Origin of the sequence: Litoribacter populi (assembly GCF_007483685.1) — a bacterium.
Taxonomy (GTDB): domain Bacteria; phylum Bacteroidota; class Bacteroidia; order Cytophagales; family Cyclobacteriaceae; genus Litoribacter; species Litoribacter populi.
This window is the reverse complement of sequence record NZ_VMKN01000001.1, coordinates 1,808,359-1,832,698: the sequence shown is the minus strand read 5'-3', so window position 1 is coordinate 1,832,698 and position 24,340 is coordinate 1,808,359. Positions and strand designations below refer to the sequence as shown.

Annotated in this window: 18 protein-coding genes; 6 read left to right on the top strand and 12 right to left on the bottom strand. The window is 42.8% G+C overall.

Annotated features, from left to right (window positions below; translation table 11 throughout):
* Positions 1-35: 35 nt before the first annotated feature.
* The 5 genes from FPL27_RS07995 to FPL27_RS07975 form a co-directional block, all read right to left on the bottom strand.
* A complete protein-coding gene (locus tag FPL27_RS07995) occupies positions 36-2,912 on the bottom strand; it encodes a PAS domain-containing hybrid sensor histidine kinase/response regulator (RefSeq protein ID WP_143960591.1) in 2,877 nt (958 codons plus the stop codon).
* Positions 2,909-3,913: a PDC sensor domain-containing protein gene (locus tag FPL27_RS07990; RefSeq protein ID WP_143960590.1), complete on the bottom strand. Its 1,005-nt coding sequence runs from the start codon at positions 3,911-3,913 to the stop codon at positions 2,909-2,911. The genes FPL27_RS07995 and FPL27_RS07990 overlap by 4 nt, the downstream gene beginning before the upstream one ends.
* A gap of 36 nt (positions 3,914-3,949) precedes the next feature.
* Positions 3,950-4,180: a hypothetical protein gene (locus tag FPL27_RS07985; protein WP_143960589.1), complete on the bottom strand. Its 231-nt coding sequence runs from the start codon at positions 4,178-4,180 to the stop codon at positions 3,950-3,952.
* Positions 4,177-4,593, bottom strand: a complete 417-nt coding sequence (locus FPL27_RS07980) for an OsmC family protein (protein ID WP_235893395.1) — start codon at positions 4,591-4,593, stop codon at positions 4,177-4,179. The genes FPL27_RS07985 and FPL27_RS07980 overlap by 4 nt, the downstream gene beginning before the upstream one ends.
* A 79-nt stretch (positions 4,594-4,672) precedes the next feature.
* Positions 4,673-8,053, bottom strand: coding sequence for a methylmalonyl-CoA mutase family protein (locus FPL27_RS07975; protein WP_143960588.1), 3,381 nt, complete (start codon positions 8,051-8,053; stop codon positions 4,673-4,675).
* A gap of 403 nt (positions 8,054-8,456) precedes the next feature.
* On the opposite strand from FPL27_RS07975, the gene FPL27_RS07970 reads away from it, so the two are divergent.
* Entirely contained in the window at positions 8,457-9,563 is a 1,107-nt protein-coding gene (locus tag FPL27_RS07970) for a site-2 protease family protein (protein ID WP_143960587.1), read from the top strand.
* 28 nt (positions 9,564-9,591) lie between these two features.
* A complete protein-coding gene (locus FPL27_RS07965) occupies positions 9,592-10,887 on the top strand; it encodes an acetyl-CoA hydrolase/transferase family protein (protein WP_143960586.1) in 1,296 nt (431 codons plus the stop codon).
* A 4-nt stretch (positions 10,888-10,891) separates the two neighbouring features.
* On the opposite strand, the gene FPL27_RS07960 is transcribed toward FPL27_RS07965, so the two are convergent.
* The 7 genes from FPL27_RS07960 to FPL27_RS07930 all read right to left on the bottom strand — a co-directional run bounded on the left by FPL27_RS07960 (position 10,892) and on the right by FPL27_RS07930 (position 21,880).
* Positions 10,892-12,763, bottom strand: a complete 1,872-nt coding sequence (locus tag FPL27_RS07960; protein WP_185974327.1) for a tetratricopeptide repeat protein — start codon at positions 12,761-12,763, stop codon at positions 10,892-10,894.
* Positions 12,764-12,935: 172 nt separating this feature from the next.
* Positions 12,936-13,526 (bottom strand): DUF2911 domain-containing protein, encoded by a 591-nt coding sequence (locus tag FPL27_RS07955; protein ID WP_143960584.1) that lies wholly within the window; start codon positions 13,524-13,526, stop codon positions 12,936-12,938.
* A gap of 73 nt (positions 13,527-13,599) precedes the next feature.
* Positions 13,600-14,196 (bottom strand): DUF3347 domain-containing protein, encoded by a 597-nt coding sequence (locus FPL27_RS07950; RefSeq protein ID WP_143960583.1) that lies wholly within the window; start codon positions 14,194-14,196, stop codon positions 13,600-13,602.
* 25 nt (positions 14,197-14,221) lie between these two features.
* Entirely contained in the window at positions 14,222-15,979 is a 1,758-nt protein-coding gene (locus tag FPL27_RS07945) for an efflux RND transporter periplasmic adaptor subunit (protein WP_143960582.1), read from the bottom strand.
* 33 nt (positions 15,980-16,012) lie between these two features.
* Entirely contained in the window at positions 16,013-17,497 is a 1,485-nt protein-coding gene (locus FPL27_RS07940; RefSeq protein ID WP_235893394.1) for a TolC family protein, read from the bottom strand.
* A 30-nt stretch (positions 17,498-17,527) separates the two neighbouring features.
* Positions 17,528-21,397: an efflux RND transporter permease subunit gene (locus FPL27_RS07935; protein WP_143960581.1), complete on the bottom strand. Its 3,870-nt coding sequence runs from the start codon at positions 21,395-21,397 to the stop codon at positions 17,528-17,530.
* Positions 21,398-21,493: 96 nt separating this feature from the next.
* Complete coding sequence (locus tag FPL27_RS07930; protein WP_143960580.1) at positions 21,494-21,880, bottom strand: HYC_CC_PP family protein; 387 nt, start codon at positions 21,878-21,880, stop codon at positions 21,494-21,496.
* A 111-nt stretch (positions 21,881-21,991) separates the two neighbouring features.
* Between FPL27_RS07930 and FPL27_RS07925 the strand changes: the two genes are divergently transcribed.
* The 4 genes from FPL27_RS07925 (at position 21,992) to FPL27_RS07910 (ending at position 24,327) form a co-directional block, all read left to right on the top strand.
* On the top strand, positions 21,992-23,071 hold the full coding sequence (locus tag FPL27_RS07925; protein WP_143960579.1) for an AMP-binding protein: 1,080 nt from the start codon (positions 21,992-21,994) through the stop codon (positions 23,069-23,071).
* A gap of 1 nt (position 23,072) precedes the next feature.
* On the top strand, positions 23,073-23,492 hold the full coding sequence (locus tag FPL27_RS07920; protein ID WP_143960578.1) for a DUF2141 domain-containing protein: 420 nt from the start codon (positions 23,073-23,075) through the stop codon (positions 23,490-23,492).
* A gap of 55 nt (positions 23,493-23,547) precedes the next feature.
* Positions 23,548-23,730: a CPXCG motif-containing cysteine-rich protein gene (locus FPL27_RS07915; protein ID WP_143960577.1), complete on the top strand. Its 183-nt coding sequence runs from the start codon at positions 23,548-23,550 to the stop codon at positions 23,728-23,730.
* 84 nt (positions 23,731-23,814) lie between these two features.
* Positions 23,815-24,327, top strand: a complete 513-nt coding sequence (locus FPL27_RS07910) for a hypothetical protein (protein ID WP_143960576.1) — start codon at positions 23,815-23,817, stop codon at positions 24,325-24,327.
* Positions 24,328-24,340: the final 13 nt, after the last annotated feature.

The window sequence follows — 24,340 nt, the reverse complement described above, 5'->3', positions numbered from 1 at the left end:
TTAACAAAAAAACCGAGACTTTCATCTCGGTTTTTTTATCCGTATATGTTTTGGTAACTGATTTTGATTCGCTCAGCGATCTGATCTATTTTGACTGGCTTTGTAAGGTAATCATCCATACCGGCCTCATAAGCTTTTTCAATTTCATCTTTGAAAATATTTGCTGATAAGCCTACTATAGTGGGCTTATGATCACCTTCCATTTCCCGAATGGCTTTTGTGGCCTCCAGTCCGTTCATTTTAGGCATCTGATTGTCCATGAAGATCAAATCATATTTCTTGCTCTTACACATTGCTACTGCCTCCACACCATTCTTCGCAAAATCAGGGATATACCCCATTTGTTTGAAAATAATAGACATAAACTGAATGTTGATCTCATTATCCTCTGCCATTAGAATTTTAAGAGGATATTTTTCAGACAACGCACTCAAATTTTCCTCCGGAAGATTTACCTCTGTCTGGCTTGCTGATTCTGACTTATCAATCGGCTTTTCGCCTACGGTTACAAATAGCGTAAATGAGAAACTTGAGCCTTTACCTTCTTCACTTTCAATATGAAGACTTCCACCCATAAGCTCAATCAATTTATTAGCAATCGCAAGTCCCAACCCAGTTCCAGTATACTCTCTAGTCTTAGAGCCATCCACCTGGGTAAATGGATCAGTCAAAGTTGCTATTTTATCCTCTGGAATTCCAATACCTGTATCACTCACAGTAAAGTAAAGCATAATGTTGGAATTTAGAATCTGCTCGCTAGTTACCTTTATGGTAATATCACCTTCCTTAGGAGTAAATTTGACAGCATTCCCAACAAGGTTGAATAGAATCTGGAACAATTTGTCCCTATCCATCAAAATCCAGTTAGGGGTAGATTTTTCAATTTCAAGTTTAAGGTTAATTTTTTTCTCCGCCACCAAAGCTGAAAATATATTAACCACTTTATTTACCTGCTCGCGGAAGTTAATGTCCGTAAGGTTCAGCTCAAGTTTTCCTGCTTCAATTTTAGAATAATCGAGTATGTCTTTGATGATGGTCAACAAACTATCACCCGAATCACGGATGACTTGGATAAACCTTTTCTGCTCGGTTGAAAGCTTGGTATTAGCCAGTAGACCAATCATGCCCAAAAGACCATTCATAGGCGTCCGAATCTCGTGGCTCATGTTTGCCAGGAAATCACTCTTAGCTCTACTTGCAGACTCAGCAGCTTCTTTGGCTTCTCGAAGCCCTTTCTCAAGCAATCGCTGGCTTGTCACGTCGCGACCAAGGGACATTACCCTCTCATCATCCAATTTGATAAACCTTATCTCAAAATATTTTTTCCCACCCTGAAGATAAACCTGCATCTCCCGAGTCTGCATTTCACCACTTTCAGCTGTTCTTTCCAAGGCCTCCATCATTTCCACATTGTACGGACCAGGAAGGACTTCCAATATAGAGATGCCTAAGCATTCTTCTGGAGGCATGAGAAGCATGCTGGCATCTTTGACGTGGTAATCTAAGAAAACACCGTAGTTGTCGTAAATAAATACAATATCTGGAATACTCTCCAGTACCGACCTCAGCGTATTTTCGCTTTTAATAATATCTTGTTCAGCTAAGTGCTTCTCCGTAATGTCGGTGCAGATACCCACACTTCCCGAAAGTTGTCCATTGTCACCATAATAAAGTCTCTCAAAGTTTTTAGTACGGATCACTTCACCATTCTTTTTGACCAAATCACATTCAAAATGCAAATAGTCTTTATGAGATTTGACTGCTTCCTTAGCCTTTTGTCTTACGTGTCGAAGCTCATTATGGGGGAAAATTTTACGAAAATTGTCCATGAAATCGTCTTCGGAATAACCTAAGACTGATTCAATATTTTCGCTTACCTTAAAGATCTTACCTTTAGCATCATGGTAATAAACAAAACTATTGGACTCTTGCAACAACATTGTCTGCTGTCTGAACAACTGGTTTAGCTCCGAAGTAGTACTGCTAAGTAGTTGATAACTTTCTGTGGTTTCTTTGGAAAACTTGAACAACATGATCAACAAAACACACAACAGAACAAACAGAAGGGCAAAAAGGTAAAAGTAGGCTTCATAGATCCCCGATACTATGGAGCTTTTTTCAAGAAAAAAAACAAAGGCATACTGATGGTTGAGTTGCCTGAGTTTAAAAGGGTATTGGGCTGCTAAAACCCGTGTTTCTTCTCCGTCTTTAATAATGGTCCCTTCATAGTTACCTTTCAGTCCAGCCACCACATCGTAACTTATTTTCTGAGAAAGGGATGGGGAATATTCAATTTCATGATGGTCGGCGGTGCCATTAAGGATCTGAAAGGTATCCATGGTATAAAGTGCCTTGTAACCCTGGCTACCTAGATAGTAACTACCGACATGATTTTGAAAATAATTTTCCAGATTAACCTTTACGATAACCCTAATATTGTAAACTGGAGTAGTAATTATAAAACTCTCACGCGGATCATATTTTAGTACTTCAGTAGAGATCTTACGACTGATATGATTATCCTTTTGGGTCGAATAAATAATAAGGCCATCCACAGCGGGGTGCTGTACCACCATTTGATCGATAAGGTTGGAATAATTATTAAGCAATCTGCGGGTTCTGACTTCGTTTGCTCCCTCGTCAATGCTAGCACCATGCATGCTTTCTAGTATACTAGCATAATAGATTATATCCTCCTCAAGGGAGTTGAATTTTCTTTGGGCCTCGTTGGCAGCCATCTCGGTCTGTTTCTTAAGCAGTTCCTCTTTGGTCTCAATTAGGTTTGAGGAAAGGGCAGCATAAAACAGGTAGCCTAAAAATAAAATTAATAGGACTGAGACGAGGGATAAACCTGTCAACACCCAAAAGCGTTGGGGACGATCAATATTTTGTTCTAATGTGCTTCCGTTCACAAATTATTGATATCAATAATGTACCAGTTTAAAATATTGAGTCTTTTACAATAGACTTGATTGGTTTTTCCGTCAAGACTCAATTCAAAACTGTTGTCTTTTTCGAGCAAAAACCGGGATACCATTCTCCTGACCTCTTTGTTTTTTGATTTAAACAAGTTAAAATCCTCTACCGGAAAATTATCAGAGTTGATTGTCTGGATGTATGTATGATTTTTCAATGGAGGCATATCCAAAGATTCAATTGCATTGGCTTTACCTGCGATTATAGTACCTCCTGAATCTACAATAACAAAATTTTTCGCTGATTTATCTAGAAAATTACCTACTAAATTATTTACTGTGATATCAAATCCCAACACTCCTTGAAGCTTATTTTTGTGATATACAGGATGGATTAAGGACAACACCCAACCTCTTCCAACTGGATCAATGTATACCTCTTCCAACCACTTAGGGCCTTTCTGCGGATTACGAACCTCATCGCCCATATAATAAAAATTAAACGTCGTAAGATCAAGGTCAGGTTCCACCATAGTTAACACGCTGTAGTTTGGATAAACACGTGAAAATTGGTTTTTAGTATTGAAGAACACTTGGGAAACTATGGGGTTTTCATTTACTAATCTAGAGAAAAGTGAATCCTGATCTTCGGTAAAGTATGCCTGCCTTATAGCTTCCTGACGATTTGTCGTTAAAGTGGAAATATACACGGCGCTCTCCTCCTCCTGTGGACTTGGATTATAAAACACCCCAGAGTCGCTTACAGCAAATTTACCCTTGTCCGCCTTTCCTACAAACTCGTTTTGATTTTCGTACAAGTATGTAGTATAAGTAGCAAGTCTACCGATCTCATTTTCCAAAGGCGTAAGCTCAGATTCGATTTCTTGGATAACACTGTCGATTTGTGCGAAATTATCAATCTCTCTTTTATTAACCTTGTTTTCACATTGGAAGAACAACATTGCTCCTAAAATCAACAATAAATAACTATATTTCATCTTAAAATTATCAAATCAGCGCCAAAATTAATTATTTTATAACTGATTATAAAGTGATTGATGCATTTCCTCGAATCTTTTTTGAACAGCGATAAAGAAATCACCTTCCATAAACCTATTAAGATCTTCCTCTTCCAAAATATCCGTTTCGCTAATTTTGAAGGTTTGCTCGATCATACCTTGCTCAAACTTAAGTAAGTACTTATTGTTCCAAGAAAAGATACTGACCCTAACATCACCTACCGTCAATTCCCTGACAATTCTCATGGTCGCTTCACTTCTGAGCTAAAAGTGATCTCGGATTTTAGTGAGGAGGCCACTGAGCAATATTTTTCTACTGAAAGCTTGATCACTTTGGCCAACTCTTCTTCATTTGCATCTGAAGATACCAAAGTAAAGTGCAAATGAACTGTTTTGAAAAATGCAGGAATACCGTCATTTCTTTCTCCTTCCACATCAATGGTGAAGTCTGCCACATCTTTCCTCTTCTTTTTCATCATAGATACAGCATCTACCGCTGCACAACTTCCCAAAGCAGAAAGCAACAACTCCATTGGGGATTGATAGTTCTTTTCCTCTCCGTCATACATATCAATGCTTACTTTGTTTCCAAAAGCATTAACTGCCTCATACTCATGATCAGCCAGCATGTTGACCTTTACTGTTCTTTTATTCGACATAATAGATTTTTAAAACAGAAGAAATGGGCCATAATTAAATGACCCATTTCTAAACATTTAGCAATATACTAATTAGATTTTACATATTTCGGCGATACTGCCCTCCCACCTCGTACAAAGCATGCGTAATTTGACCTAAAGAACAATGCTTTGCTGCTTCCATAAGCTTCTCAAACAGGTTGTCATTCTGTACAGCGGCCTTTTGCAGATCCTTCAACAATTCACCTGAAAGCGATTCATATTTTTTGTGCAGGTTTTGCAGAGTAAATATTTGAGCTTCTTTTTCCTCTTGAGTAGCTCTGATCACTTCACCTGGCGTTACTGTAGGTGACCCTTCTGAAGAAAGGAATGTATTCACACCGATAATAGGAAATTCCCCTGTATGCTTGAGCATTTCGTAATGAAGGCTTTCCTCTTGGATCTTCCCTCTCTGATACATGGTTTCCATAGCCCCCAAGACACCGCCACGCTCGGTGATGCGGTCAAACTCAACATATACGGCTTCCTCCACTAAATCAGTCAATTCCTCAATGATGAACCCGCCTTGGATTGGGTTTTCATTTTTAGAAAGTCCCAATTCTTTGTTAATGATTAACTGTATAGCCATAGCTCTTCTCACTGACGCCTCTGTTGGCGTGGTGATAGCCTCATCATAGGCATTGGTATGGAGTGAATTACAGTTGTCATATATGGCATAAAGCGCCTGCAAGGTGGTTCTGATATCATTGAAATCAATCTCCTGTGCATGAAGTGATCTACCTGAAGTCTGAATATGATACTTCAACATCTGGGATCTGGCATTTGCTCCATACTTCAATTTCATCGCCTTGGCCCAGATTCTTCTAGCCACTCTACCGATCACAGCATATTCCGGATCAATACCATTGGAGAAGAAGAAGGAAAGGTTTGGCGCAAACTTGTTGATATCCATCCCCCTGGAAACATAGTATTCAACGTAAGTAAATCCATTGGAAAGGGTCAGCGCCAGTTGGGTAATCGGATTAGCGCCTGCTTCAGCAATATGATAACCTGAGATTGATACAGAATAGAAATTTCTGATGTTGTTTTCAATAAAAAATTCCTGGACATCTCCCATCAATCTCAAGGAGAATTCAGTACTGAAAATACAAGTATTCTGAGCCTGATCTTCTTTCAAGATATCTGCCTGTACAGTTCCTCTAACTTTGGCAATGGTATCAGCCTTGATTTTTTCGTAGACATCTGCAGGCAAAACCTGATCGCCTGTTACACCCAACAACATTAAACCAAGCCCGTCATTGCCCTCTGGGATCGAAGCGTTATATGCAGGTTTTACCACTCCTTTTTCGGAGTAAATTTTATCAATTTTCTGGGTAACCTCTTCTTCTAAACCATTTTCCTTGATATAAATCTCGCATTGCTGATCAATAGCAGCATTCATAAAAAAAGCTGTCATAGTAGCCGCAGGTCCATTGATGGTCATAGATACTGAGGTCATCGGATCAGCTAGGTTGAAGCCTGAATAAAGCTTCTTGGCATCATCCAAACAGCAGATATTCACACCTGAATTGCCTATTTTCCCATATATATCCGGTCTATCACCCGGATCCTCTCCATAAAGGGTTACTGAGTCAAAAGCAGTGGATAATCTTTTGGCAGGTAATCCTCTAGAAACGTAGTGAAAACGCTTATTGGTCCTTTCTGGACCACCTTCACCTGCAAACATACGGGCTGGATCTTCCCCTTCTCTCTTGAAAGGGAATACGCCGGCTGTGTAAGGAAATTCTCCTGGCACATTTTCTTTCAAGCCCCACTTGAGTAAGTCACCCCAAGCTTCATATTTAGGTAAGGCTACTTTCGGGATTCTAGTATTGGAAAGAGAGCTGCTATAGGTTTTCACCTTGATCTCCTTATCTCTCACTTTAAAGGTATAGTAGTCTTCTCCGTATTTTCCAACGGTAGTCTCCCATTCCTCCAGCCATTTTTTGTTTTTAGGATCAAGCTCAAGTTCAAGTTTGGCGTAAACTTCATCCAGTTCTTTCACCATTCTGTCTTGATCTTCCACTCCGGCACCTTGTATGGCCTCAATGGACTTTTTGATGCTGTACAGTTTCTGGGCAACTTCTTTTTGCTCCTCCGCCCATTTGTCGTATTGACGATTATTTTCTGCTATTTCAGAAAGGTAACGCGTCCTAGCTGGTGGTATAATAAAGATCTTTTCAGACATCTCCCCAGTGATTTCAAAACTTGAAGTCAGGTCGGCAGAAGTCTTTTCTTTTACCTTCGAAATGATCGCCTTGTATAGGGTGTTCATTCCCGGGTCATTGAACTGTGAAGCGATAGTTCCAAATACTGGAATATCTTCATCGGCGGTTTCCCAAAGATTATGGTTGCGCTTGTATTGTTTTTTGACATCACGAAGAGCATCTTGTGCACCACGCTTGTCAAATTTGTTCAATGCAATGATGTCAGCAAAATCCAGCATATCAATCTTTTCCAACTGAGTGGCTGCCCCATATTCTGGCGTCATCACATACAGAGAAAGGTCGGAATGCTCAATAATTTCCGTATCAGATTGACCAATACCAGAAGTTTCCAGAATGATAAGGTCAAACTGTGCTGCCTTTACCACATCCACCGCATCCTGCACATATTTTGAAAGAGCAAGATTGGATTGTCTAGTGGCTAGGGAGCGCATGTACACCCTTGGATGATGAATGGCGTTCATGCGAATCCTGTCACCAAGCAATGCTCCACCAGTTTTCCTCTTTGAAGGATCAACAGATATGATGGCGATATTTTTGTCTTCAAAGTCAATTAAGAATCTTCTCACCAACTCATCCACTAGAGAGGACTTGCCTGCCCCACCAGTACCAGTGATTCCAAGTACAGGAGTTTTGGACTGTTTGCTGACGTTTCTGACTTCTTCAAGCTTAGCTTTGGTTTCATCTGGATAGTTTTCCGCAGCTGAGATCAATTTAGCAATTGACTGCTTGTCACATCTAGTGACTTTATGGTCTTCAGCAAGATCTTTTCCCACTGGAAAATCAGCAAGTTTTACCAGGTCATTAATCATACCCTGTAATCCCATGGAGCGGCCATCATCGGGAGAATAGATCCTAGTGATTCCATAATCATGAAGTTCCTTAATTTCTTCTGGAAGAATAGTTCCTCCACCCCCGCCAAAAAGTTTGATATGGTCTGCACCATTTTCCTTTAAAAGGTCGTGCATATATTTGAAAAATTCTACGTGACCACCCTGGTAAGAAGTAATTGCAATGGCCTGTACATCCTCTTGGATCGCACAATCTACAATCTCCTGCACCGACCGGTTATGGCCTAGGTGTATCACTTCGCAGCCTGTGGACTGGATGATTCGCCTCATGATATTGATGGCGGCATCATGACCATCAAAAAGGGAAGCGGCCGTTACTATCCTAATATGGTTGGTTGGCTTGTATAATGTTTGACTAACTGACATATATTTGGGTTTTTGCTTCTAATTTAACCGAGCAGAACTGTTCTAAGTTCTTGAATTGCGAATATAGTAAATAATATGTATTTCTTTAAACCACCATTCGTCTGAAATCCGAACATTGTTTTGTTACTTCTAACCTGAATATCATCAAACCATACATTAAATATTCTAATTCCTCATGGAAGAAATTTTGAAAGGACTTTATTTTTAACGGTTTATCTGATTCTACTAATTACAATCATCCAAAAAGCTGACAATGATCATTATTTTCGGCAGGTAGGTTACCGTTCTTTGCAGAGGAATCAAGGGAAATATTGTAAATTGATCTCTTGGGAATTAGCCAAACATTTTGGCTTCTCAAATGTAGTAGGCACATAACCATTGACTTAACAGCCAAATACCGAGCATGAAATTTTCTTTATATCTTGGCAAATATAGCGGCATCAAAGTCTTCATTCATTGGACTTTCAGTTTGCTTTTAATCTGGATCCTGATCTCGAGTATGCGCTCTGGCTTGTCTATGGCCGACACCACCTGGACTCTCATATTCATTCTGGCGATATTTTTCTGTGTTCTATTACATGAGTTTGGCCATGCATTGACGGCTAAAAAATACGGAATTCAAACTAGGGATATAATTCTTTTTCCGATTGGTGGGTTGGCAAGATTGGAGAAATTGCCTGAAGACCCAAAACAGGAACTTTGGGTAGCATTGGCTGGCCCGTTGGTCAACGTGGTTATTTTCCTCATTCTTTCAGTAGCGATTAGTGTCGTAGGCTTTGACTTGACCCAAATGGAGGAAATGCGCCTCAACGGGCAAACCATTTGGCTGTACCTAGCTACCGCAAACTTGTTCCTAGCTCTGTTCAATATGGTCCCTGCCTTCCCAATGGATGGCGGAAGGGTGCTGAGAGCACTACTTTCGATCAAAATACCGAGAGTAAGAGCTACCGAAATCGCAGGAGGCATAGGCCAAGTCCTGGCCATTGGCTTTGTATTTCTTGGATTATTCTACAACCCTATTTTGGTTCTAATTGGGATATTCATATTCCTAGGGGCTTCAGCCGAAGTAACCCAAACCAAAAACCAGTCCTTGCTTCATGGATTTACTGTGGGGAATGTATTGATGAGCCGCTTTCCTGTGATCAGTTTTGACTCCCCACTTAGCAGAGCCATAGAAAAACTGCTAGATGGGCAAGCGACCCATTTTGTGGTTGTCCGTGATGATGAGCCGGTGGGTACCTTGAGCAGAGAGGAAATGATCAAAGGGCTCAATGAGGGCAATGACCAGATCCTAGTAGAAAAGGTGGCCAACCTTTCTCCATTGACTCTGGAAATCTATATGCCACTGGAGGACGCAATGAAAAAAATGGCAGCCCAAAACCAAAAAGTGGCCCTAGTTTATGAAAACAACCATTTTCTGGGAATGCTCGACCAAGAAAACATCTCTGAATTTATCATGGTAAAATCAGCATTGATCAATAAACAACAGGCGGAAAACGCTACTATTTAACACTCATTTATTAAATCAACTATAACCTATGTCTTATTCTTATACCTCAGCCGAAGAAGCTGTTAAGATTGTTAAAAGTCAACAAAGAATTTTCGTCCATGGAAGTGCAGCCACACCTACAGTGATGTTAAAAGCGTTGGCGGATCGTAAAGAGGAGCTTGAAAATGTGGAAGTGGTATCCATTTCCACTTTGGGTGAAATGCCCCTAGCCCATCCCGATTGCAAAGGCAGTTTCTTCATCAACTCGCTTTTCGTTTCAGAAAATGTACGTCAGGCAGTAAACTGTGAGCAAGGTGGATATGTGCCTATCTTTTTGAGTGAGATTGGGTTGTTATTCCGGAGAGATATACTTCCAATTGATGTGGCAATACTCCATGTGTCTCCACCAGATTCTCACGGATATTGTTCCATGGGAGTCTCAGTGGATATTGCAAAACCCGCAATTGAAAAGGCCAAAATAATTATTGCTCAAGTAAACAAAAGAATGCCAAGAACCCATGGGGATGGGTTGATTCACTTCAGTAAATTTCACGCTGCTGTTGAGGTGGATGAAGCTTTGCCGGAGGTGAATTATGGTTTAAAGTTAGGTGAAAGAGAACTTACAATAGGAAGATATATTGCTGATTTGATAGAAGATGGATCCACCCTTCAAATGGGAATCGGAGCCATTCCAGATGCGGTATTGAAGGCGCTTACCACCCATAAAGACCTTGGCATCCATACGGAGATGTTCTCTGACGGAGTGGTTGATCTTTTGGACACAGGAGCTATCACTAATAAATTTAAGAAAAAACACCCTGGCAAGATCGTTACCTCATTTGCCATCGGGACAGAAAAGCTTTACAACCGGGTTCATGTCAACCCTGAGTTTACTTTCCATGAGGCGGCCTATGTAAATGACACAGCGGTGATCCGCAAAAATCCAAAGGTGGTATCCATCAACAGTTGTTTGGAAATTGACCTTACCGGGCAAGTTTGCGCTGATTCCATAGGGAGCTATCACTATTCCGGTGTGGGTGGACAAATGGACTTTATGCGTGGAGCCGCTCTTTCCGAGGGAGGTAAGCCAGTAATGGCTCTCAATGCTGCCACCAAAGGGGGTAAATCTAAAATTGTCCCATTCTTAAAGCAAGGAGCCGGAGTGGTGACTACACGAGCCCACATGCATTATGTAGTGACTGAATATGGCGTAGCATATCTATATGGAAAAAATCTTCGCCAAAGAGCCTATGAACTTATGAAAATTGCGGCTCCTGAACATCGCGAGGAATTGGAGAAAGCTATCCACGAGCGCTTTGGCCAATTCGTTTACGCCTTTCAGTAATTATTTAGGTTTGCAATTCAGCCACTTCCTGGGGGAAGCTCAGAATAAACTCTGTGCCTTCCCCTTCTTTGCTTAATATTTCAAGATTAGCGCCATTATTTATCACAAACTGCTTGACCAACAATAAGCCCAGACCTGTACCCTTTTCTTTTTCTGTCCCCATCACGGAATCCATCATTTTCAAATCACTCCCCTTCAGAAAATTAATTTGATCCTGATCCATGCCTACCCCGGAATCTTTTACATGCAACATTATTTCCCCAGCCGAATTGCAAGAATAGGAAAAGCGCACTTCTCCCTCCACTGGCGTAAATTTGATAGAGTTATTGAGTAGGTTTTGAAGGATAATTCTTAAATCACCTTTATCAAAAATCACCTCAACATCCTCAATAATCTCATGATAAACATTAATTTTTTTGGCTTGAGCCTGAAACTCATAAAGATCTATAACTTCCTCTACCTCTTTACTTAGGGAAAATCGCTGTGGCCTGACAACGGCACCTTCAATCTGCTGATTGGCCCAGTGGAGCAATTTCGCCATCATCTCATCAGTTTTCACGATCTGCTCATACAATAAGTCCAATGCTTGATCGGTCTCCTCTTGAGTAAACATCCCTTCTTTCTGAAGTTCTAACAGCTGTTTTATAGAATTAATTGGCGATCTCAAATCATGTGTCAAGACGGAAAATATCCTGGTTTTAGCTTCATTTAGCTGGTTCAAGGTTTTGTTCTTCTGCGAAATTTCCTTTTTCTGCTTTTGGATTGCCTTATTTTTCTTTTTAAGTTCCTTATTGAAAGCCTCCTTATGATTTAAACTTTTTCGGTATATAAAAGCGATAAATACAAAACCTAGCAAAACCATTATCAACAGAGAGAGAATGAAATTCTTACGGACCGCCATGTCATCCATGATTTCCTTCTCAGCTCGTAAGTTTTCATTATCAGACTTCGCGAGTTTAAGTTCAAGGGCAGCAATCTGAAAGTCTTTTGATTCTGAATATAGGCTGTCACTGTAACTCTTATGGAGTTTATTGAAGGTCAAAGCTCGATCATAATCGCCTTTAGCTTCATAAATATTAGCTAACGCATTCGTAACCCGGTCCAAATCCCAAAAAGCCCCTACCAAAAGACCGGATTCATAGCCTTGATGCGCCAAAGACAAGGCACGATCATATTTTCCTTGCCGCTGCTTGACCTCTGCTAAACCAGTGTAAGCAAAGGTTTTTTCCCAATTGTTAAGTTTTGCGGAATCCGATAAAACCTCTTTGTAATATTTTTCGGCCATAAGGATATCATCCAGATCAAAATAAGTTTTGGCCAGTCGATTTTTGATCATGAACCAGAGCTGATTGGTAGTATCCGGTTTTAGATAACCTAACCCCATTTTTAAATTTTTGAGGGCTAGGTCAAAGTTTTTCAACTCGGTATTAGCAATACCAAGGTTAAAATGATTTTTGGAAAGGGCGGTGCTGTCATTGATCTTCTGGTTCAGCTGCAAAGTGGTTTCCCACATTTCTATGGCATCTTTATATTGCTTTTGTCCAAGGTAAATCAGCCCCCTTCCATTTAATGCGAAAATATAATCTGGGGAATTCTTATCCTTTTGGAAAATATTTTCCGCTTCAACGAATTTATCTAAAGCGATCTGATAATTGCCAGCTATATAATGAATAGCACCTTCCCTGTTAGCAACCTTACCTTGTAATTTACGGCCACCAAGTTTGGCAGAAATATCTTTAGCCTGACTTATATAATAAAAAGCCGAATCTTTGGAGTCATATTGATTCTTTGCGGCTTTTTCTAAAAGCAGATGAAAAGTGTCTATATCAGATGCATAGGTCGGTTCCACAAGTCCAAGAAGGACTGATATTACCAAAACTTTTATAAAAACCCACCTAACCATTTTCTTTACTTCAGGACGCCTCTGCAATCGATTTCCTTTGTAAAATTATAGGCATTTTTTAATATAAAAGCTTTTTTCCAAATAATTTGATTAATGGTATTTCCCGGGCTGGAAAATACCATTGGCTTTAATCATATCAAATCAATTATTTATTGATAAAAGGCAAAATTACCTCCAATGTATCCCATCTCATGGCAATTTCGCCATTTTGATTATTTTTTTCGATTACTTCATACTCCAAGCGCTCAACCATTGATATTGGAGTTGGTTCCACCCTGAGTCGTACCAAGTCCTCTTCCTCAGAATAATCATCTGTCAAATGTTGATCCCAGTTTTTATTAAGGATCAAATGCCAGGTTTCCCTCCCTGGAACGGCAAAAAATCCATACTTTCCTTTTGGAATGGATTGGCCATTTACTTCTATAGGATTAGAAAACTCAACACTTGTTGCTTGGTGCGCACCTGCCACCCATACTTGGTCAAAAGCAACTAATCCTCCCCAAACATTTCTGCCTCTCACTCCCGGTGAATGGTACCTTATGGTAAGGTGATTGTCGCCTACTTGGCCATGAGCCTCCCGAGGAATGCTTTTTGGACTCTTCAGATCTTCCTCTGTAATTTCTTGGGTATGATTGTGATCATGCTGATTTTCCACTGACTCAGTATTGCTGTCAGTCGGTCCACAACCCCATAGGACTGTCAAAAGAGTAAGATTGAATAAAATTATTTTTCTCATGTCATTGTGATAAAAAACCCGCGGGAGGTCAATGCCTCCCAGCAGGTCTTCGGGAATTAAACAACTATTACTTTTAAATTGATTCCTTTACGGATCCACATTTCAACATTTTATCTCCAAAATACGGGTTCCGTATTTCTTTCACATCACTGACCCAGTAAGCCCCCTGATCATCGAATGCCATCGGGCAGTACTGCAGGTGAGCATTTTCTACACCATGGTCAGCAGCCTTCAGCAAGGTAAATAGGGACATACTCAACGTATTGAGCTCTTCTCTTTTCCCCTCCACTGATTCGCCATCCATATTTCTAAGACTGGCTTCCATTTGGGAAATTACTGCTGATGCTCTTCCCTCCATAGAATTGAAATTTTCGTTGTTAAGTAAGGATTGAAGGTTTTGGACAGACTTCTCAGAGCCTTCTTGATTGTTTTCTACAAGAGCATTTTTCAGATTTAGATACTCGCCATAAAAGGCCTTCACTTGTTCTACTTGTGAATGCTTTGATATAGAGAAATCGGCATGAACATCTGCGCCTTTCTCAGTATCAGTGGATGCTACGTGAGTGCTCCCATCATCATGATTATCATGGTGATCACCTTCTTCTTGAGTTTTGTTATCACAAGCGATAAAGAGGCCCATTAAGGCTGCTGCAAAGATTACTTTTTTCATGTTAATTATTATTTTGGTTATTTTTTTAATGTTGGTGCGTCGAGGTGGCTGAAGCTCCCTCACCTTCCTTATAATTTAATTTCCCTTTTACATAGACCTTTTTCACTTCCCCACAAGAAAGCATCATATCTCCATAATAAGGATTCCTGATTTCGCTTTCGGCACTTAACCAGAAAGCTCCTTTATCATCAAATGCCATTGGGCAAAACTGCTTGAACAGCTCATCTTGAGCAATGCCGAAATACTCCACCGCCTCGATCAAGTGCTCGGACAGCAATTCAAAGGCAGCCCTTTGCTCCTCCACATCATTTTGGGAAGCTATTTGCCGCACGTTTTCATTCATGACCTTATGCAGAGGCATATAAATATCGTGAGCAGAGCCATCCAAAAGGCTCATTTCCACGGCTTGCAATGCTTGAACCACTCTTTGAGCAGACTTTGAGGCAGCATCCGGCTCTGTTTCAACCAAGGCTTCTTTTAGTTCCAAATAATGGTTGATCACTTCGTTCAATTGTAGTCTGAAGCCTTCCGGCACTTCCAAGGTCTTGACTTCCGGTCTGTTCATCATGCTAAAATTCCCGGTTAGCTGTGCGGCAGCATCAATGGAGAACACCCCATTGGACACTACCTGATCCCCGGCTTTCAATCCATACAGCACCTGGTATTGGTCGCCGACCCGTGGCCCCAATTGGATTTCCACCATTTCAAATGCAGGGGCATCTCTAGTCCCCCTCTGGACATAGGCCACAGACCGCTTTCCTGTCCATAGCACTGCCGAACGTGGCAAGGTTGCCACACCCTCCTTAGCCTGCTGTCCACCTTGGACTATGGCATTGACAAACATTTCAGGTTTCAATACCTGGCCCGGATTTGGAACCTCGGCCCGTACAGAAACCGTCCTTGTGGCAGGGTTAATTATTGGGTCGATATAATTCACTTTGCCTTCAAACTCCCTTCCCGGCAAGGCATTAACGGTAAACTTCACCTCATTGCCCCTGCTCAGCCAACCGAGATCCGATTCGTAGGCATCCAACATAACCCATACCTTGCTCAAATCCACAATCTCAAATAAGACTGTTCCACGGCTGATAAAATCGCCGACAGCAATATTTCTAGCCATCACTATTCCACTGGCATCAGCATGGATGTCAAAGTTTGACTGAACCTCGCCCCTTTCTTCGATCTGTTGGATCTGCTGGTCGGAGATCCTCCATAACCTGAGCTTCTCCCGGGCTGCTTCATAAAGGGCAGGGCTTCTTTCCCTCATCCTTGAAGCTTCCAAAAGTTCCTTCTGGGCGTTGATGAGATCCGGGGAATAAATGGTGGCCAACCGTTCTCCACGACTTACCTCTTGCCCGGTAAAGTTCACAAAAAGCTGCTCTATCCTTCCGGAATAATCTGCAGCAATGCTGTTAACCCTTTGTTCATCAGGCTGGATCTTACCGCTTAGGCGAACCTGCTGGGTTCCGCCGCCTTCACCTACCCTTACCGTGGCCACATTGGCCAAAGCAATGGCTTCAGGGGTCATTTCAAAAACCATGGGATCGGTCGATCCTCCACCGTTTTTGGCCAAAGGTGTTAGATCCATGCCGCACAAAGGACATTGCCCGGGCTCATCCTGCCTGATCTGTGGGTGCATTGAACAGGTATAAATTGTCCCTTCCCCATCAGCATGGGCATGACCTTCATGATCTCCGCCTGAAGGGCTAAGTGTCCAACCTATAACCCCTCCAAAAAACAGGCAGCCAATTATGATGATGATGATTTGTTTATTTGATTTCATTGTAATTATCGTAAAGGGGCACCCCCGGTTTTTCTAATCCCTAACTTCGCTGGCAACCAGCATATCCAGCATAGCATATGCAGTGTGCTGGTTTACTATTGCATTTAATAAATCGATCCTATAGTCCAACAGTTCCCTTTGGACAGACAGCAACTCCTCGAATGAAGTGCCTTCACTGGCATATCCCGTCACCATCAGGTCCAATGCCTGTTGGGTCAATTCAACCTGGTCTTCCAACAAAGTCACCTTTCTCTCGGTGTCACGGATGTCCCTGATCACCTCTTCCAGTTGGATGATGAGGTTGTTCTGGGCATTCTCTTTTTGGAGCTCCATAGACTCCCTACCATATCTTGCCTCTGCCTGCGCGGCCTTGAACTTTTTGCGGTAGATGGGAAGGGTCAGAGTCACCATTGGCATCACCATATTATTGCCCATACCAGAGGGCATGTATTCCATGGCGCCACTGCCACCTGGGAAGCCCATTTCAGCTCTTGGCGAAAAGACCATATAGTTGGCCCCTACTCCGATCATTGGTCTTCCCTCCAGCTTGGCCATCTCCTCCTTCTTGGTAAATGCTGATGCCTCAGCGTCGAACATTTTTAACATGGGATTGTCTTCCAAAACACTGTCGATATAACTTTGCTCATCATAGAGCAAAAGTTTGGGCATTAGCTCCCTTTGCAGGGCGACGGAAGCATTTTTCTCCCTGTTCAAAAGCTTATTGAACCTGGTTATCAGGGGGGCTTTGTTGTCCGCAAGCGTTTCCAGCTGGCTTTCAGCGGCTCTTATCTGGATCTGCAACCTCAGAACATCGGAAAGCTTGCCACCGGAACCTCCGCCCTGATCCATACCGCCCATGCCTCCACCGGCAGGAGACTGTCCCATTTGGGGTTGTGCCCCAACGGTTTGGCCGGCTCCGCCCATACTCATGCTCGCCGCGGATGGTGTGCTTACATTGGTTCCTGCAGATCTGACAGCTTGGGAGGCACTTGTAGCGACCTGCCCGATACTCCCACCCTGATAACGGATGATCGCCAGACGCTCCATCATCCTTAGTATCTCAAGGTTTTCTTCCATGATCTCTATTTCATTCTGAAGCTGATGAAGCTGGTAATAAGTGTTCTTCACCTCAAAATACAATTGATTTTTGGACTCCCTGAAGCGTTCATAAGCGGCATTTGCCATCATACTGGCCTCATCTTTTTGAGTTCTGAGCATCCCAAACCATGGGAACATCTGCATCAGGGAAAGATCGGCTCTTTGGTTGCCCATAAGGGTTTCCATGGGCCGAAGGAATACCCCTAGGTTCAACTGCGGATCCGGTAGGGAGCCCACCTGGGGCACCCGCTCCAAGGCAGCCATATACTGCCTGAAATTTGCCCTCACCTCGGGATTGTTCTCCCCGGCCTCTATTAGGTACTCATTGAGTTCCTGGGCATTCACCGAAAAGCTGAGCATTGACAACAGGATCATCCCTATGCCTTTGAACAAATATTCTCTTACTTTTATTTCTATCATTGACATTTCAATTATGCTTATCGTCAATATTTATTTCAATCGTTTAATTTTCCTTTCCTCATTCCAGGAATAAAGCACCGGAACGATGAACAAGGAAATCAAAGCCACACTCATTCCCCCAAAGGCAGGAATGGCCATTGGGATCATAATATCGGATCCCCGCCCGGTAGAGGTCAAAATCGGCAGCAATGCCAATATCGTAGTGGCCGTGGTCATCAGACAAGGTCTTACCCGCTTCAAACCGGCTTTCACCACAGCTTCCCTTACCTCATCCCTGTTTTCAGGCTTCATTCTGTCAAAGCTCTGCTTCAAGTAAGTTCCCATCACTACACCATCATCTGTTGCAATTCCGAAGAGGGCAATAAACCCTACCCATACCGCAACACTGAGGTTGACCGTCTTCATCTGGAAGAGCTCCCGCATATTGGTACCCATCAGGTTGAAATCAAAGAACCAGGTCTGCCCATACAACCAGAGCATCAGGAAGCCCCCGGCGAAGGCCATGGCTATGGCGCTGAAAATCATCAGTGCTACAGCTGTGGACCTGAACTGGAAATAAAGGATCAGAAAGATCACTGTCAGACACAACGGCACCACAATGGCAAGCCTTTTTTCTGCCCTTACCTGGTTTTCATAGTTACCGCTGAAATTATAGGTCACCCCGGCAGGGACCTGCAGTTCCCCTGAAGCAATCTTCGATTTGATCAGTCGGTCCGCATCCTCCACTGCCGTCACCTCTGCCACATTATCCTGCCGGTCAAAGAGAACATAGCCCACTAAGAAGGAGTCCTCTCCCCTGATCATCATAGGGCCTGGCCTGTAGGTCACTTCGGCAATCTGCACCAAAGGAATCTGCCCTCCGTTTGGAGTATTGACCAACAGCCTGGCTACAGCATCAGGGTCATCCCTGAATTCCCGGGCAAATCTTGCACGGATAGCATATCTCTCCCTGCCCTCCACAGTGGTAGAAAGAGTCATGCCCCCTACCGCAAGTTCAATAAACTCCTGCACTTCAGCCACATTCAGCCCATACCGGCCCATGGCCATTCTGTCCAGGTCAATTTCCAAATAAGGCTTTCCTAAGGAACGGTCGGCAAAAACAGCAGCAGGTTTTACGGAAGAAACCTCCTTCAGCACTCCTTCCAGCCTTAGACTGAAATCCTCGATGGTTTTCAGATCCGGCCCGTAAACCTTGATCCCCATCGGCGCCCTCATACCGGTCTGCAACATGACCAATCGGGTTTCAATCGGCTGAAGCTTGGGTGCTGAAGTCACTCCTGGAAGGTTGGAAGTTCTGGCCTGGATTTCATTCCAGATGTCATTGGGGCCGGTTATTTGGTCCCTCCATTGCCTGTAATGCAATCCTCTGGAATCCCGGACCAGATATTTGTTGATATTCCTGATTATGGTTCTTGAACGGGCGGCTTCCATTTCTTGTCCATCCTCTTTAAGAATGACCTGGTTGGATCGATCCAAGAACCACTCTTCATTCAGGATATTGAGGCGGTACAGCCCATCAGTGGTGATGGCAAACCTGATTTTATTGGCTTGTTCGTCCTGAATGAATTCTGTTTTATAGTTGATAATGTTTTCATACATGGACATCGGTGCGGGATCCAAGGGACTTTCCGCACGCCCGGCTTTACCTACCACCATTTCCACCTCCGGAATAGCCTGTACCAGCATATCCAATTGCTTGACAATTTCCATGTTTGCCTCCACCCCGGAATGTGGCATGGAAGTAGGCATCAACAGGAAGGAGCCTTCATTAAGGGCCGGCATAAATTCCTTGCCCATCCCGGGAAAGGTATGCGCCATGGAAGACCATACCTTCTGTGTCCTGATGTTCCACCCAACCTGGTCAAAGCCTGTGGCCATAAAGCCAAATATTCTGGTAAACCCTAACCAAATCATCAGAGCAAGAAGCATGATGATCAAAGGAAGGGTAAGGAACAGTCTTTTATTGGCAAGACACCATTCCAGCAAATCTTTATAGAAACGTATAAATATCCTGAAGGTGCCCAAAACCAAGCCTATCACCAGTATGATGAACAGGAAGTTCACCAGGACTGATTGGGTCAGGCCCAAAGGTCGCCATTCAAAGGCAAGTAAAAAGGAAACCGCTATCACAACTACCCCAATGGTAATAGTGTCCTTGAATCTCCCATCCATTGTCCGGTCTGGAAAATGTGCGTGAACAATATTGTTTATAGCCAAAGCCAACAGGACCAAACCTGCCCAAGGCATTACCAGAAGAAGGGCCAATCCTGCAAAGGCCATGACATAATTGGCCATGTTGCGGCTGCGCTCAGACTTCAGTCTGGCTCCGAACAGCCAGTGTGCAAAGGCCGGCATAAATACCAATGTGAAGATCAATGCTGCGATCAGGGCAAAGGTTTTAGTAAAAGCCAAAGGCCCGAACAATTTACCTTCAGCTGCTTGAAGCGTAAATACAGGCAGAAAACTCACAATGGTAGTCATTACTGCGGTAAGGATCGCTGTGGCTACTTCGGTGGTGGCCTCATAGATTACCGTCAGCTTGGATTTACCTTCTTCAGCTATCTCCAAGTGGCGGAGAATATTTTCATTCAGGATAATCCCCAGATCGACCATTGTCCCTATGGCGATCGCAATACCTGAAAGGGCTACAATATTCGCGTCCACTCCCACATATTTCATCATGATGAAACACATCAGGACGGCAAGTGGAAGCAGGGCCGAGATCAGAAGGCTTGCCCGCAGGTTGACCACCATAACAATGATCACAATTATGGTGATCAGGATCTGAAGGCTGATGGCTTCATTTAAGGTGTTTAAAGTTTCATGGATGAGGCCTGACCGATCATAGAAAGGCACAATGGTGACTTTTGATACGGTACCATCCTCTAGGGTTTTGGTCGGAAGACCAGGGGAAATTTCCTCTATCTTTCTTTTGATCTCCTCAATGACGGCCAATGGATTATCTCCGTACCTTGCTACTACTACTCCACCAACCGCTTCAGCGCCTCCTTTGTCGAGGATCGCCCTTTCCGCTCTACTGGCAGGGCCTATGTTCACCTTTGCCACATCCCGGATCCGGAGGGGCACGTTGTTGTTCATTTTCACAACTGCGAGCTCTATATCCTCAAGGGATTTGACATAGCCCAAGCCTCTGACGATATATTCTACCTTGTTGACCTCCATGGTATTGGCCCCTATATCCAGGTTGGATTGACGGACGGCTTCCATGACCTCCATCAGGCTTACATTGTTGGCCTTCATGGCATCAGGATCCAGATCCACCTGGTATTCCTTGACATGGCCTCCGATACTGGCCACTTCTGCAACTCCAGAAGCTCCAGAAAGCCCATACCTTACATAGAAGTCCTGTATGGATCGAAGCTCGTGCAAGTCCCAGCCACCTGCCGGGTTACCCTCTTCATCACGGCCTTCCAGGGTATAGAAATAAACTTGTCCCAGACCGGTGGCATCAGGGCCAAGTTGGGGCTGCACACCTTCGGGCAGTAGCCCTCCAGGAAGGGAGTTCAGTTTTTCTAATATCCTACTACGGCTCCAGTAGAACTCAATGTCCTCCTCAAAAATGAGGTAGATACTGCTGAACCCAAACATGGAGGTACTCCGGATGGATTTGACACCCGGCATCCCCAAGAGGGCCGTAGTCAAAGGGTAAGTGATCTGGTCTTCAACGTCCTGGGGGGATTTACCCATCCAGTCGGTGAAGACAATCTGCTGGTTTTCCCCGATATCAGGGATGGCATCCACCGGCACTGGGTCATTGGGCAGGAAGCCCGTATCCCAGCGGAACGGCGCCACTACGATCCCCCACACCACAATGATGAGGAGAAGCAATACTGTTACCAGCTTATTCTCAAGAAAGAATTTGATTATAGAATTGAGCATTGGTTAAAATGATCAAATGAAGAAAATTGAAAATTTGCCCGTCTGGAATTTGGGCACAGAAAAGAAACGGTCAAAGATTGACCAAAAACAACAATGTTATATCAAAAAACTTTGGTTTTGGATATGTATAGGAGTGGTTTTATATGTAAGCAATTGCGGCTCAGGGATAGCCTCCTCCCAGTCCAAGGAGAAAGTTAGCTTGTGGAGCATGGCCACAAAAGCTATAAATGCAGAAGAGAAATCAGCTTTCTGAAACTGGTAGTCTGCCAAGGCCAACAGATTCTGGTCTGCCTGCTGTATTTCATGGTGCAGCACGTCAACACAGCATTCCATGTCCTCGTCACTTTCGGAACAGCATTTCTTTTCCTCTGCGTATAAGCTAATCGATTCCAACCTTTCACTGCAATAATGCATAGAATAGCTCATCCCTGCGTTAAAGAGCAGGTAAATCATTAAAAACGATATCTTTATAAAGCGATTCATGATAGATAATTGAAACAAATATAACAAATGGGTGTCAGATAGCTTTATATTTTTTTGGTAATTTTTAATAAGGCAAGGACTTGCTTAAATTTGGGAGGGAAAAATTTCACCATGGGAAGTCTTATAATCAATCAGAGAACATATTCATTTACCGTAATTCAAAATACCTACATCCAAGTCGAAGAAAGTTATTTCCAGAAGGCTATTGATTTTTGTAGAGAATGGTTACTAGGAGTGCAGCATTTTGAGTTGCAAACTTCCGGATCGACGGGAAAGCCTAAAAAAATCCTAGTTAGCAGAGCCCAAATGGAAGCCAGCGCAAGAGGAACTGGAGACTTTTTCGAAATTCAAAAAGGTGCATCCTTGCTTTGTTGCTTAAATATCGAAATGATAGCCGGCAAAATGATGCTAGTGAGGGCTTTGGAGTGGGGTGCTGATGTTTACGTTGTAAATCCTAGCGGAAATCCTCTGGAGAACAATAATGAGGGGATACATTTTGACTTTGCCGCTATGGTACCTTTACAGCTCGAGACCATAATGAATCATGAGGAATCTCAAGCAAAATTATTAGGAATAAAAAACCTGATCATCGGTGGGGCACCTATGAATGAAAGTCTTCGAAAAAAAGCTTTAACCTTTCCGATTTCAATATACCAAACCTTTGGAATGACAGAAACAGTCAGCCATGTGGCTTTGGCAAAAGTTAATCACCTCCAAACGCCTGTGTATAAGGCCCTGCCGGGTGTGAAGTTTTCCCAAACTGAAGACCGCAGATTGGTGATAACTTCCCCAATGGGCAGTGGAAACCGTCTTGAAACCCAAGATATTGTAGAACTTCTTTCAGAGAAGGAATTTATTTGGAAGGGTCGAGCTGACTTTACGATCAACTCTGGAGGCGTCAAAATTCACCCTGAGGAGATTGAGAATCAAATACTTCCAATATTTGAAAAAAAATTTTCGGGTAAAAATTATTTTATTTTTGGGCTTCCTGATGACAAGCTGGGCCAAAAAGTTTGTTTGCTCATAGAAATTGGCCAAGTCGATGAAAATCAGGCAAGGGATTTGCAAATGCAGATTCGAGCCCGAGTTTCCAAGTATGCAGTTCCAAAAGAGGTCTTTTTTTTAGAACAATTTGAAGTGACAGCATCCGGAAAAATCAATAGGCGAGCAACTATTGAACGATTAGAATAAAATGAAAAACATCCTGGTATTATTGGTATTGCTCATCATGATCAGACCTTCCAAGACAGACCTTACAGTAACATTTGACAACCTTGAAAACAACAAAGGTGTAGTCAGGGTATTACTTTTCAATTCCCCAGATGGCTTTCCGGATAATGCCGACAAAGCCGTTGGAAGTGCCGTTGTTAAAATTCAGAATGGGCGAGCCGTGTATCAGTTTAAAGATATGGCTGATGGTAATTACGCCATTTCCGCCTACCATGATGCCAATGAGGACGGCAAACTAAACAAAAACCTGCTTGGTGTACCACAAGAGGCCTATGGTTTTTCCAACAATGCAAGTGGAACCTTCGGCCCTCCATCTTTCTCCTCTGCTGCCTTTAGAGTGGACGATGAAAATGATGTACACACCATGAGTCTCAAAAAATAAGACTCAAATTCCAAACATCCTCCTCGCATGAATGTTCTGAACAAAAAGAACATTCATGCTTGAAGAACATTTCTTCACCTGCCCCTATTGCTTTTCCAATATCTCCGCACTGATTGACACCAGCGTAGCCGCTCAAACTTACATTGAGGATTGCGAAGTTTGTTGTCAACCCATTGAAATCAAGGTTCTTTTTGAAAATGGTGAGCTTTCATTCTTTTCTGCCCAATCAATCGAATGATTTTTTTTCATTCTTGATATTGCACTAAAGCGGAAATTGGTAATTTTGTGGCTGATTTTATTTATCTCCAAAAATCAGCATCCCATGAAAAAGTTTTTGTTTCTAGCAATTTGTTTCGTCTCACTTTTCAACAACCTTCAAGCCCAATCATCTGAAGAGGTGTGGGAGGCTGCACAGCAATACGCCTTGGCTAACCTCAATGAAGATTATGAGCTTTTGCTGGACTTCACCTATCCGCAAGTAATTGAGCAAGCCGGAGGTAGGGAGGCCTACAAGAAGGTTTTACTTCAGTTAAATGAAATCCAGAAAAACCGTGGGATGAGTTTGAGTGACTTTATCATCAAAGAGCCGATAGATAAAGTGAAGGCAGGAGATGAATGGCATATCATTGTTCCCTATCAATCTGTGACGAAAGTAAAAGGAGGGAGACTTACCACCGAAAACACGCTTATCGCAGTTGCCACCGAGGGCCGAAGTAAGTGGTATTTTGTGGAAACCGCATCACTTACAGAAAGAAATTTGAACAAGGTACTTCCCCAATGGAACAATACATTGATATTACCCTATAAGAAAGCTCCTGTTTTTAAGGAGGATTAAAAAAAGACGGGAG